We start from the raw sequence: 13179 nt of genomic DNA, 5'->3' as shown, positions 1-13179 counted from the left end.
AGGTTATAACCCGATAGTATAAAGACTGACGTTTTTTAGGTAAAAACACAGTTTCAATACGGGGACGCATGAGTTACCATGCGCCCGCAATTTTCCAATAGTGGAATAACCTACATAGGTAAACGGCTATGCCAGTAAACTCCATTTTGGGCGTGTTTGCAAAATCGCCAATCAAGCCTCTGCAAGAGCACATCGACAAAGTGCACGAGTGTGCCAATATCCTGGTTCCCTTCTTTGAAGCCACAACCTCAGGCGACTGGGATAAAGCAACCGAACTTCGCAAGCAAATCAACAAGGCAGAAAAAGAAGCGGACGCATTGAAGCGTGAAATCCGTCTGACCTTGCCTGGCGGTCTGTTCATGCCCGTTGAACGAACCGATCTGCTGGAGCTTTTGACCCAGCAAGACAAGATTGCCAATAAAACAAAAGACATCTCTGGTCGTATTATCGGCCGCAACCTGGTTATCCCTGCCCCGATCCAGGAACCTTTTATGGCCTACCTCAAGCGTTGTCTGGACGCGGTAGCACTGGCCAAAGAAGCCATCAACGAACTCGACGAACTGCTTGAAGCCGGTTTCCGTGGTCGTGAAGTGGCCCTGGTTGAAAAGATGGTCCGTGAACTCGACGCTATCGAAGAAGACACTGACGATCTGCAAATCGCCGTCCGCCGCGGCCTGTATGCCATCGAAGAAGGCATGAGCGCCGTTGACGTGATGTTCCTCTATAAAATCATCGAATGGGTTGGCGATCTGGCTGACCTGGCCGAGCGAGTCGGTTCCCGTTTAGAGCTGATGTTGGCTCGCGTATAACGAAGGTTTTCTATTATGGTTGATATTTTTGTCACCTATGGCCCTTGGCTTATTGGCATTGCGGCTGCATTCGGTTTCTTGATGGCTTGGGGTATTGGCGCTAACGACGTAGCCAACGCCATGGGTACCTCTGTAGGTTCCAACGCCATTACCATCAAGCAGGCGATCATCATTGCGATGATCTTTGAATTCTCCGGCGCCTATCTGGCTGGCGGCGAAGTAACCAGCACCATCCGTAACGGCATTATCGATGCCGGTTATTTTGCCGAAGTACCACATTTGCTGGTATACGGCATGATTTCGGCGCTGCTGGCTGCCGGGATCTGGTTGGTTGTGGCATCCGCTCTGGGCTGGCCTGTATCTACCACCCACTCTATTGTGGGCGCCATCATCGGCTTTGCCGCTGTGGGTGTGGGCACCGAAGCGGTAGCCTGGGGTAAGGTTACCGGTATCGTGGGCTCCTGGATTGTGACCCCGGCCATCTCTGGTTTTATCGCCTTCCTGATTTTCCAAAGTGCGCAGAAGCTGATTTTCAATACCGATAATCCGCTCGACAACGCCAAGCGTTTCGTGCCCTTCTACATGGCACTGGCTGGTTTTGTGATGTCACTGGTGACCATCAAGAAGGGCCTGAAGCACGTTGGTCTGCACTTCTCTGCCGTTGAGGCTTATGCGCTGGCCATCGCCATCGGTATTGCCGTGGCTATCGTGGGTAAAATCTTTATCAGCCGCCTGAAAATGGCCGATAAAGCTGATCGCCACACCCAGTTTGCCAACGTGGAAAAAGTGTTTGCCGTGCTGATGGTTGTGTCTGCGTGCTGTATGGCTTTCGCCCACGGCTCCAACGACGTGGCCAACGCCATCGGCCCTCTGGCTGCCGTAGTATCTGTGGTGAACAGCGGTGGTGAAATCGCTTCCAAGTCTGCACTGGTTTGGTGGATTCTGCCTCTGGGCGCCTTCGGTATCGTGTTTGGTCTGGCCATCTTTGGTAAGCGCGTAATGCAAACCATCGGCAAGAACATCACTCACCTGACCCCAAGCCGTGGTTTTGCCGCTGAGCTGGCGGCTGCCTCTACCGTGGTTATCGCCTCGGGTACCGGTTTGCCAATCTCCACCACTCAGACTCTGGTGGGTGCGGTACTGGGTGTAGGTATGGCCCGTGGTATTGCGGCTATCAACCTGGGCGTTGTGCGCAACATCGTAGTCAGCTGGGTTGTTACCCTGCCTGCGGGCGCCGGTCTGTCCATCGTGTTCTTCTATATCATCCGCGGTATTTTCGGCGGCTGACACGTCAGTTTAACTCACTGAACAAGAGCCAAAATCAAGAGGGAAGTCGCAAGACTTCCCTCTTGCATTGAGCGCCCCAAATCCCTAGCATGGTGGCACACTTTTGCTGATGAGATGTTATCTGTGCTCAGACCCCTTTTTCTTGCCGGAGCCCTGCTCCTTTCTCCCGCGCTGATGGCCGAGGGCCAGTCCCGTGTAATCTCCGATGATATCTACGTCTATCTGCACAATGGCCCGGGCACCAGCTTCCGTATTCTGGGCAGTGTCAGCGCCGGTACGCCAGTCACCTTCACCGGCGAAACCTCCAACGACTACGCCAAAATCGTCGACCACCGTGGCCGTGAAGGCTGGGTACGTGCCGATGCCCTGAGCAGCGACAAGAGCCTGAGACAAAAGCTGGAAGAAGCCGAGCAGGCCCTCAGTGACAGCAAGGCTGAGCTGGCATCAGTTCGCGAAGAATTCAAAGACAGCGCCGGTACCATTGGCAACCTGCGTGAACAACTGGCCCGTGCCGATGAGCTGGTGCGTGCCGCCACCGCCGACAAGGCCAGCGCCGAAGAAGCCCGCGACAAAGCCCAGGCCGAAGCCGAGTCCCTGCGTGACAACGAGCGCATCCGTCACTGGCAGGAAGGGGGCATTATTGCCGCTATCGGTTTGTTCCTTGGTGTGATTCTGGTTTACCTGCCAAGACCCCAGCGCAAACGCGCCGGTCGCTGGATGAATTAACCGCGAAATCCTCCTTAAAAATCCCCAAGGCCCGGCCAGTTTCAAACGACCGGGCCTTGTCAATTGTGCGTTACGCCCGCCTCGATTAATCCAAATCAAACAATCTTCACATTAGTTCGCCGTCCAGTGTCACCGATCACATTTTGCATGTATAATTCACGCGCCCGAGGCGTCAAATTGTATACAAAATGAAAAAGACGTCCGCCGGAGCTTCGGGTGAAGCCGAGCCGTACTACCCGATTACCCCTTAACCGGCCCAGATGGAAAGATAACTATGTTCAAAGCGAGTGAAGTACTGGCAGGTCGTTACGACAACGCCAATCTCGACGAATTGTTCAGTCTGATCAGTCATAACTACATCGTTGATGAGGAAGCCTACCTCAAGGAGCTGATCGCGCTGGTTCCGTCGAGCGACGAAGAGATCACACGCGTCACCAGTCGTGCCCACGATCTGGTGGCTAAAGTACGTCAGTACGAGAAGAAAGGCCTAATGGTCGGCATCGATGCCTTCCTGCAGCAGTACTCCCTGGAAACCCAGGAAGGCATTATTCTCATGTGTCTGGCCGAAGCCCTGCTGCGTATTCCCGATGCCGAGACCGCCGATGCCCTGATCGCGGACAAGCTCTCTGGTGCCAAGTGGGACGAGCACATGTCCAAGAGTGACTCTGTGCTGGTAAACGCCTCTACCTGGGGTCTGATGCTGACCGGCAAGATTGTCAAACTCGACAAAAACATGGACGGCACGCCAAGCAACCTGCTGAGCCGTCTGGTTAACCGTCTTGGCGAACCTGTCATTCGTCAGGCCATGTACGCCGCCATGAAGATCATGGGCAAGCAGTTCGTACTGGGCCGCACCATCGAAGAAGGTCTGAAAAACGCGGTCGACAAGCGCAAGCTGGGTTACACCCACTCCTACGACATGCTGGGTGAAGCGGCCCTGACCACCAAGGACGCCGACAAGTACTTCCGCGACTACTCCAACGCCATTCAGGCGCTGGGCACAGGCCAGTTCGACGAAACCGAAGCCCCGCGTCCAACCATCTCCATCAAGCTGTCTGCGCTGCACCCACGCTACGAAGTGGCCAACGAAGACCGGGTAATGACCGAGCTGTACGACACCCTGGTTAAGCTGGTGCAGCAGGCGCGCAGCCTCAATGTCGGTATCCAGATCGACGCCGAAGAGGTTGACCGTCTCGAGCTGTCACTGAAGCTGTTCAAGAAGCTGTATCAGTCCGATGCCTCAAAAGGCTGGGGTCAGCTGGGTATCGTGGTGCAGGCTTACTCCAAGCGCGCCCTGCCAGTGCTGATGTGGCTGACTCGCCTTGCCAAAGAACAGGGTGATGAAATCCCGCTGCGCCTGGTGAAAGGCGCTTACTGGGACAGCGAACTCAAGTGGGCTCAGCAGGCCGGCGAAGGCGGCTATCCGCTGTTTACCCGCAAGGCCGCTACCGACGTGTCTTACCTTGCCTGTGCCCGTTATCTGCTGTCTGAGGCTACCCGCGGCGTGATCTATCCGCAGTTTGCCAGCCACAACGCACAAACCGTGGCCGCCATCACCTCCATGGTTGGCGATCGCAAGTACGAGTTCCAGCGTCTGCACGGTATGGGTCAGGAGCTGTATGACACCCTGCTGGCCGAAGCAGCCGTACCCACGGTGCGTATCTACGCCCCTATCGGTGCCCACAAAGACCTGCTGCCTTACCTGGTGCGTCGTCTGCTGGAAAACGGTGCCAACACCTCATTTGTACACAAGCTGGTTGATCCCAAGACGCCAATCGAGTCGCTGGTGACCCACCCGCTGAAAACCCTGCAAGGCTACAAGACCCTGGCAAACAACAAGATAGTACAGCCCGCCGACATCTTCGGTGCTGAGCGCAAAAACTCCAAGGGACTCAATATGAACATCATTTCCGAATCCGAGCCTTTCTTCGCCGCCCTGGAGAAGTTCAAGGACACTCAGTGGACCGCTGGCCCGCTGGTAAACGGTGAAACCCTGTCCGGCGAAGTCCGTGACGTGTTAAGCCCATACGACACCACCCAGAAGGTGGGTCAGGTCGCCTTCGCCGACGAGACTGCCATTGAGCAGGCACTGGCAGGTGCCGACCGCGCGTTTGCTTCCTGGTGCCGTACTCCGGTTGAAACCCGCGCCAATGCCCTGCAAAAGCTGGCAGATCTGCTGGAAGAAAACCGCGAAGAACTGATTGCCCTCTGTACCCGTGAAGCCGGTAAGAGCATTCAGGACGGTATCGATGAAGTGCGCGAAGCCGTGGACTTCTGCCGCTACTACGCCGTTCAGGCCAAGAAGATGATGAGCAAGCCCGAACTGTTGCCTGGCCCTACAGGCGAGCTGAACGAGCTGTTCCTCCAGGGCCGTGGCCCCTTCGTGTGTATCAGCCCATGGAACTTCCCGCTGGCCATCTTCCTCGGCCAGGTGGCTGCCGCGCTGGCAACCGGTAACACAGTTATCGCCAAGCCTGCCGAGCAGACCTGTCTGGTTGGTTTCCGCGCCGTACAGCTGGCCCACGAAGCCGGTATTCCAAAAGATGTGCTGCAATTCCTGCCAGGCACCGGTGCCCTTGTAGGCGCCAAGCTGACCGCTGATGAGCGTATCGGCGGCGTGTGCTTTACCGGTTCTACCGTGACTGCCAAGGTGATCAACCGTGCCCTGGCTGGCCGCGAAGGCGCCATTATCCCGCTGATTGCCGAGACAGGTGGTCAGAACGCCATGGTGGTTGACTCCACCAGCCAGCCTGAGCAGGTTGTGAATGACGTTGTTTCTTCTGCCTTCACCAGCGCCGGTCAGCGCTGCTCGGCACTGCGGGTGCTGTACCTGCAGGAAGACATTGCCGATCGCGTACTTGAGGTGCTCAAAGGCGCCATGGACGAGCTGACTGTGGGTAACCCCAACTCGGTGAAAACCGACGTGGGCCCGGTTATCGATGCTGCCGCCAAGGCCAACCTGAACGCCCATATCGACCACATCAACCAAGTGGGTCGTCCTATTCACCAGCTGCGTCTGCCACAAGGTACCGAGAACGGTCACTTCGTGGCGCCAACCGCGGTGGAAATCGACTCCATCAAGGTGCTGAGCAAAGAAAACTTTGGTCCTATCCTGCACGTGGTGCGTTACAAGGCTGCCGACCTTGGCAAGGTTATCGACGAAATCAACTCTACCGGTTTCGGTCTGACCCTGGGGATCCACAGCCGCAACGAAGGCCATGCCCTGGAAGTTGCCGACAAGGTGAACGTGGGTAACGTGTACATCAACCGCAACCAGATTGGTGCCGTGGTTGGCGTGCAGCCATTCGGTGGTCAGGGCCTGTCTGGTACCGGTCCAAAGGCCGGTGGTCCACACTACCTGACTCGTTTCGTGACCGAAAAGACCCGCACCAACAACATCACCGCCATCGGCGGCAACGCCACCCTGCTGTCGCTGGGTGACGCTGATTGATAACGCATTTCGCGTAAAAGAAAGCCGGGCTGATGCCCGGCTTTTTGTTTTTCTTGCCTTAAGCAGACTTTGTCTATACTTGAAAAATCCCCAGTAGCAACCCACACAGGACAGGCCAGATGAGCGATAAAATGCTGACATTGGATGAGGTCGCGAAAATCCTCAACCAAAAACCCATCACCATCAAGCGTTATGCACGGGAAAACCTGCTCTCGGCTCAGGGAGAAGGTGATGATTTGATGTTCAAAGAAGACGAAGTAATGCGCTACCTTGAGTTTTCAAAAAGGCTTGGTTAACCCGGTTTGGACTAACCCGGTTTGGACTAACCAAGAGGCAAAAAACAGGGCAAAGGCCCTGTTTTTTATTGTCGAATTAACCGCTTTTTAGCCCTTGGCGAGGGAAAGCGCCCGATACTCCGGATGACTGCCAAGCAGCTCATCATGGCTGTCACTGGCGACAATCCGGCCATTTTCCAGCAAATGAATCGCGTCCATCTGAGCCATGGCGGTCAGGCGGTGGCTGATCATGACAAGGGTTTTGCCTTCGGCGTGGGCAAACAGCTGCGCCAGCATCCGCCGCTCAGTGCGTCTGTCGAGGCCTTCGGTGGGCTCATCAAGCAGCAGCAAGGGCGTGTCCCTGAGCAGAGCCCTGGCAATACCAATCCGGCGCTGCTCACCGCCAGAGAGCATACGGCCGCCCTCACCTATCCAGACCTTAAGCCCTTCTTCCCCCTCGGCAAGATAGGCCAAATCCACCCTGGCAAGTACCTCCAGCAGCGCCTCATCGCTTGGTTTGTGCTCACAGGCGATAGCAAGGTTATCCCGAAGCGAGCCTGCGAACAGATGCACCCGCTGGCTCACCACTGTCATCGATGCCCGCAGCGCCGCTTCCGAGAGCTGCCCAATATCCGTATTGCCGATGGAAATGCGACCGCTGTCGGCATCATAGCCCCGGGTCAGCAGGGTAAATAGGCTCGACTTGCCCACACCGGTTTTACCCAGAATTGCCACTCGTGAGCCCGCAGGGACGGTCAGCTCAAGGCCGCTGAGCACCTGGGTATTGGCATCATAGCCAAAATACACGGCATCGAAGCGCAGGTCACCGCTGGCGGCTTGAGGCTGCGGCCCAAAGGCAATGGAAGACTCGGTATCTATCAGTGCCTTCACCCTATCGCTGGCTGCAAGGCAGCCTGATAGCTGAGTAAAGGCGCCAGCCAGCGGCATCATCATTTCCATTACCGCCAGTGAGGCAAACAGTACCATGGCCGCGAGAGGCCCCGGAGGCACCCGCTCACCCACACCGGATGCGGCCAGATACAGCATTGTCAGCACCAGCGCGCCGTGGGCGAGAATAATCACCGCCTGGGACAGGCCCTGCAGACTCGCCATCCGCGCCTGGGCTTTTTGCCAATCTGTCTCAGCGCCATCGAGACTATTGCGATAACCCACCAAAGCGCCAAACAGCGACAGCTCGGCAATACCGCCAAGGTATTCCATGGTAAGCACCCGGTAACGGCGCTTACCGTTTACCACGGCAGCGGCACTGTTTCGACCAAGCAAATAGAAGGTTACAGGGATAAGCAGCAAACAGGCGAGCAAGCCGCCACAAAGCACCAGAGCAAGCTTGGTATCGAACCAGCCAATAAAGGCAAACAGCGCCAGCAACACCGCCAAAAAGGCGCCCATGGGCACCATCAATCGCAGATAGAAGTGATCCAGGGTATCGATATCGGCCACCAGCCGATTCAAAAGCTCACCACGGCGAAAACGACTCAGCTCACGATCGCCAAGGGGCATGAGCGCGCGCCACACCTTTACCCTAAGCTCAGTCAGCAGGCGGAACGTGGCCTCGTGGGTCGCCAAACGCTCGCCATAACGGCTGGCAGTACGGGCAATGGATAAGAAACGCACCCCGCCTGCGGGGGTAAAGAAGTTAAACGCCTGAGCTGTGGCAACACTGAGCCCCGCCACCGCCGTGGCCGATAAAAACCAGCCGGAAAGCGACAGCAGTCCAATTCCCGCAAGCAGCGTGGTGATGGCAAGCAGCAGCCCGGTGAACATCATCAGCCATTGGCGTTTCAGCAGTGGTAAGAAGAGCTTGAACAGACTCATGATGCATCTCCTCCCAGTTGCGGTTCCTGTTCCTGTGCCTGTACTTCCAGCTCTGAACCTGGCCATGCCATTCCTGCTTCGGGCATTCCTGCTTCGGCCAATCCAGACTCGGCCAACAGGGATGCAAAAAGCCCACCTGATGCACTGAGCTCAGCCACAGTGCCACGCTCAACGATTTGCCCGGCATCCATCACCAGCACCCCATCGAGGCGCTCAAGCTCATCCAGGCGGTGGCTAACCATCAGCAGGCTTTTACCCAGGCTTTCGCCATGGATAGCCGCCATCACCCGTTGCTCGCTGTCCACATCCAGGCTGGCACCGGGCTCATCCAGCAAGAAGAGTTCCGGCTCACCGGCAAGCGCCCGCGCCAACGCAAAACGCTGGGCCTGCCCCACCGACAGGCCGCCACCGTCTTCGCCGATGGGATGCTCAAGCCCCTTTGGCAACGACGCAACATAGTCGCCAATCTGCGCCTTGTCGCACAGCCCCAGCAATGCCTTTTCATCAAGGCTGCGGCCCATGGCGATATTGTCCTTTAAGCTGCCGTGGAACAAATGCGGCTCCTGCCCAAGCCAGGCGATGGTTCGGCGCCAGTCGCCCATGTCCAGTTCATGGAAGTTCACCCCGCCCACAGAAAGCTCACCGCTTATGGGCAAAAAGCCCAGTAAGGCATTGAGTAAGCTGGTCTTGCCCGAACCAGAAGGCCCAACAATCGCAAGTCGCTCCCCCGGCTTCAGGGTAAAGCTTAAAGGGCCTGCGAGTTTGGCGCCCTGATGGCTGTGAATGATTAAGTCTTTCGACACAATCTCAAACTGCTGCGGCACAGGCTGCTTGCCCCGATGGGCACTGTTTTCAAGGCTTAGCAGCTCAGATAAGGCTTCGGCCGCGGCCACTGCCTGCGCCTTGGCATGGTAGTGGGTGCCCATGTCCCGAAGCGGCTGATAAAACTCCGGTGCCAGCATCAGCACAAACAGGCCGGTAAACAGGCTTATCCCGAGGTCGTAGTGGCCAAAATCCAGATGACCGAGATAACTGAAACCAAAGTACACCGCCACCAACGCAATGCTGATAGCGGCAAAAAACTCCAGCACTGCCGAGCTTAAAAACGCCATCCTAAGCACTGCCATGGTGCGGCTTCGAAACTCATCCGAGGCCTTTTCGATGGCCTTGCCTTCGGCGTCGGCGCGGTGAAACAGCCGCAGTGTCACCAGCCCTTTTAGCCGGTCCATAAAGTGGCCGGAGAGCCGCTGCAGCGCCGAGAAATGCTTGCGATTGGCATCGGCGGCGCCCATACCCACCAGGATCATAAACAGTGGAATAAGCGGCGCAGTGCCGAGCAGGATAAGGCCCGCCGCCCAGTTCATCGGGAATACGCAGGCAAGAATAATCAGCGGGATCAGCGCCGCAATCGACAGCTGCGGCAGGTAGCGGGCGTAAAAGTCGTGCAAATCTTCAATTTGCTCAATCACCACAGCGCCCCAACTGCCAAGGGGCTTGCCCTTGACAAAGGCGGGCCCCAGTTCGGTCAGCCGGGTGAGCACCTGCTGACGTAAGCCAAGTCTCAGTCGGCGCCCGGCCTCAAACCCCAGCCGCTCACGGCCCCAGGCACATAAGGCTCTGGCCACAATCAATGCCGCCAGGGCGCCAAACTCGCTGACAAAGGAAGATGGCGTGGCGGCTTCCATAACCACGGCCGAAAGAATGCTTGCGATAACAAAAGCCTGCGCTATCAGCAGCACGCCACCAAGCACACCGAGGGCGACGCTGAATGCCAAAAAGGGACCGCAGGCGCCTTTGCGACTCTTCAGCCACTGGGAAAGTTGTTTTTCGAGGGATTTGTCCATGAATATCCTGCATCCAAGCCCGATATTGGGGCCCTGCACCTGGGCCCAACAACTGGACCGGAAACGACGGCAGGGAGGCAGTATCTCAGCGTTTTCTTAACGAATAAACCCGAGCAGACTGATTTGTTAAGGGATTCACAAAATTTGCGCCAGATCAAAAAAAGCCTTAAGTCTGGGTTAAGGAAGTTACTGCCGGCTCGGCTTGTCGGGCACGGCTTCATCCGCCTTGGCACTGGAGTCAGTAACGGGTGGCTTTGCTGTATCCCCGACGCCACTTTGCCCAACGCCACTTTCCCCAACGCCACTTTCCCCACCAGCTTCCTGCTCCGGCGGCAGGTCGATGTCAGCGCCATACCCATCAGGCTCAGGGGCGCAGCAGTCGGTGGTAGAGCCATAACGTACCAGCAGATGCCACAGCCATTTAAGCTCACTGAGCACATCAGCCTGATGCCCCCGGTCACGCCAGCGGGTGGGGAAACGGCTCACTTCTCTTGCGGCAACGCCGATGGCGTAGGCATTGATTTGGCCGTCAATCGCAACCCGCCTGGCCAATGTTGGCATCGACGGGCCACGAAAATCGCTTACCACATCCTCAACCGCCAGCGACAACCCGCGATGCCACATCAGATTAATGTCATAACGGCTCGCCAGGGTATTGAGCAGCGGCTCAATTTCGGTGCCCCTGAAACTTGGGTCGGCCACCAATGCGTCGATATCGTTGCCAAGCAGCACAGGCCCATGAATTTGCGCTTCGATGTAGTGATCCAGATTGCCCGCCAGCGGCCGCATGAAGCGATGCTGCACATCCTCATTCAGGGTAATCAGCAACCTTTCTATCAATTTGCCCGGCGACAGACCGTATTCCCCCAGGGCATAACGGCGCTCAAAACTCTCGGTCAAAAGCGCGGCCATCACCAGCTCAAACGCCTCGGCAGTGCCCTTGTCACAGGGGTTGCGATAGGAGTCGTGAAAGCAAAAGGTCGCTCTTTCAAGCACTTCTGGCTTGGTCAATAGATAGCAACTGCCGAATCGGGGCGCCGGGCCGTTGGGGGCTCGCAGCAGATCCAGCGCGCCATATTTGGGCCTGGCCGTTAACTCGTTACTCACTTCACCAAAAAAGCTGCGCTCCCAATGATCGCGGGCACCACCAATTTCCGGCGACAACAAACCGCTGGAAACCCGGGTCTCGAACTGACAGCGGTAACGGCCGTCCTGCGCCAGGCCCTCGGCCACCATCAGGCCACGGCTGTCGAACCTGTCGGGATGAAAATGCAGCGCCACCTGACCATGGCTGGCAATGGCCTGCATGGCGGCATTAAAGCGGGCGGGGGAAATATCCGACATCTGCAGCACATTGCGAATAATCGCCAGCGCCCCGTCCCGACGACTGCGGGCGTAGTGGCTGAGATTATCGATGGCGGCAAAATGGGGCGCGCGGGCCGTGGGCATTGCAGTACTTCCCGGGACATGCCCGTTGGCGATGAGAATTACCGCCAAGATAGCAAAGGATGGCCCTAAGCTCCATGAATATTAAAGGAGTTTAATCCTTTTAATTTTATTCATTTAGCTCATCAACTTAGCGCTACCGCTAACGTCAGGGGAAAGTTTTTTTCGCCAGTTGACTTGCATCAATTGCTTTTGCCATGGCGGCGTTAATTTAGACACCAATCGATGCAAATTTCACCATCACAAGGGCCACAGGCCCACACAATAAGCGACATAATCGAGTGGAGTCATTTATGAAAGACAAAATAGAGCAGCAGCCTGCCGAATTCAATCAACAGCGCCGCCAGTTCCTCGGCGGTTCAGTGGGTGCCGGAATGGTAGGGCTGGGGCTGGCATCAGGTTTGATGAGCTCAGGCGCTCAGGCGGCAACGGCCAGCGCAAAGGCCAAAAGCGACCGCATGGCCAATTACACCGCCGACCAACTGGAAAGGGTAAAGCAGGAACTGGTGCCGCCGCCAATGGTGCCCAAACATGATCAGGTGGCCAGCGGCAAACCCAAGGTCATCGAGGTACGGCTCGAAGTCGAAGAGAAGCAAATTGAGCTCGAAAATGGCGTAAAAGCCTGGGTGTGCGCCTTCAATGGCAGCGTGCCAGGCCCACTGATTGTGTGCCATCAGCATGACTATGTAGAGCTGACACTGGTCAATCCCAAGACCAATGTGTTGTCCCACAATATCGATTTGCACAGCGCCACCGGCGCCCTGGGTGGTGGCGAGCTGACCCTGGTCGCACCCGGTCAGGAAGTGTGTTTCCGTTTCAAGGCCACCAAGGCCGGCACCTTTGTGTATCACTGCGCCCCCGGCGGCATCATGATCCCCTGGCACGTGGCCATGGGCATGCACGGTGCCATCATGGTATTGCCACGGGAAGGCCTGAGCGATGGCGACGGCAACCCACTGCACTACGACCGCGCTTACTACATTGGCGAAGCCGACTTTTACGTGCCCAAGGATGAAAAAGGCCAATACAAGCAATACAAGCTGTTGATGGAAAGCATGGAAGAAGTGCTGGCCGCCATGAAGACCCTGACGCCATCCCACATCGTGTTCAACGGCGCCGTGGGTGCCCTCACCGGCAAGAATGCCATGCCAGCCAAAGTGGGCGAGTCGGTGCTGTTTATTCACTCCCAGGCCAACCGCGACACCCGTCCCCATATCATCGGCGGCCATGGCGATTATGTCTGGGCAGCAGGCTCTTTCAGTGACCGGCCACAACGGGATTTGGAAACCTGGATGGTCGCAGGTGGCAGCGCGGCCGCAGCTCTGTATACCTTCCGTCAACCCGGGCTGCATGCCTACGTTAACCACAATCTGATTGAAGCCATCATGAAAGGCGCCGCCGCCCACATCAAGGTGGATGGAGAGTGGGACGACAACCTGATGGTACAGGTGAGAAAGCCTTCTGCCATCGCCTGAGTAAAGGGCGTTACCCGCCATTGCCGGGCC

Annotated in this window: 9 protein-coding genes; 6 read left to right on the top strand and 3 right to left on the bottom strand. The window is 56.8% G+C overall.

Annotation, left to right across the window (positions count from 1 at the left end):
- Positions 1-128 precede the first annotated feature (128 nt).
- The 5 genes from MJ923_RS11505 (at position 129) to MJ923_RS11485 (ending at position 6569) form a co-directional block, all read left to right on the top strand.
- Complete coding sequence (locus MJ923_RS11505) at positions 129-809, top strand: TIGR00153 family protein (protein ID WP_126167882.1); 681 nt, start codon at positions 129-131, stop codon at positions 807-809.
- A gap of 15 nt (positions 810-824) precedes the next feature.
- Complete coding sequence (locus tag MJ923_RS11500) at positions 825-2096, top strand: inorganic phosphate transporter (RefSeq protein ID WP_126167883.1); 1272 nt, start codon at positions 825-827, stop codon at positions 2094-2096.
- Between the two features lie 153 nt (positions 2097-2249).
- Positions 2250-2822, top strand: a complete 573-nt coding sequence (locus MJ923_RS11495) for a TIGR04211 family SH3 domain-containing protein (RefSeq protein WP_420854460.1) — start codon at positions 2250-2252, stop codon at positions 2820-2822.
- A 274-nt stretch (positions 2823-3096) separates the two neighbouring features.
- Positions 3097-6273: a bifunctional proline dehydrogenase/L-glutamate gamma-semialdehyde dehydrogenase PutA gene (gene putA, locus MJ923_RS11490; protein ID WP_240591205.1), complete on the top strand. Its 3177-nt coding sequence runs from the start codon at positions 3097-3099 to the stop codon at positions 6271-6273.
- Between the two features lie 119 nt (positions 6274-6392).
- Positions 6393-6569, top strand: a complete 177-nt coding sequence (locus MJ923_RS11485) for a helix-turn-helix domain-containing protein (protein ID WP_240591204.1) — start codon at positions 6393-6395, stop codon at positions 6567-6569.
- An 87-nt stretch (positions 6570-6656) separates the two neighbouring features.
- On the opposite strand, the gene cydC is transcribed toward MJ923_RS11485, so the two are convergent.
- From cydC to MJ923_RS11470, 3 genes are all read right to left on the bottom strand, one after another.
- A complete protein-coding gene (gene cydC, locus MJ923_RS11480; RefSeq protein WP_240591203.1) occupies positions 6657-8384 on the bottom strand; it encodes a heme ABC transporter ATP-binding protein/permease CydC in 1728 nt (575 codons plus the stop codon).
- The gene (gene cydD / locus MJ923_RS11475; RefSeq protein ID WP_240591202.1) at positions 8381-10228 is read right to left on the bottom strand and encodes a heme ABC transporter permease/ATP-binding protein CydD; all 1848 of its coding nucleotides are present in this window, start codon (positions 10226-10228) and stop codon (positions 8381-8383) included. Before cydD ends, cydC begins: the two co-directional genes overlap by 4 nt.
- A 186-nt stretch (positions 10229-10414) precedes the next feature.
- Positions 10415-11677 carry a DUF3626 domain-containing protein gene (locus MJ923_RS11470; protein ID WP_240591201.1) on the bottom strand — a complete coding sequence of 421 codons (1263 nt, stop codon included), beginning with the start codon at positions 11675-11677 and terminating at the stop codon, positions 10415-10417.
- 290 nt (positions 11678-11967) lie between these two features.
- On the opposite strand from MJ923_RS11470, the gene nirK reads away from it, so the two are divergent.
- Positions 11968-13149 carry a copper-containing nitrite reductase gene (nirK, locus tag MJ923_RS11465; protein ID WP_240591200.1) on the top strand — a complete coding sequence of 394 codons (1182 nt, stop codon included), beginning with the start codon at positions 11968-11970 and terminating at the stop codon, positions 13147-13149.
- Positions 13150-13179: the final 30 nt, after the last annotated feature.

The organism is Shewanella zhuhaiensis (assembly GCF_022484835.1).
In the GTDB taxonomy this organism is placed as follows: Bacteria; Pseudomonadota; Gammaproteobacteria; order Enterobacterales; family Shewanellaceae; genus Shewanella; species Shewanella khirikhana.
The sequence above is the reverse complement of the archived record's forward strand: the minus strand, read 5'-3'. Positions and strand labels throughout refer to the sequence as shown.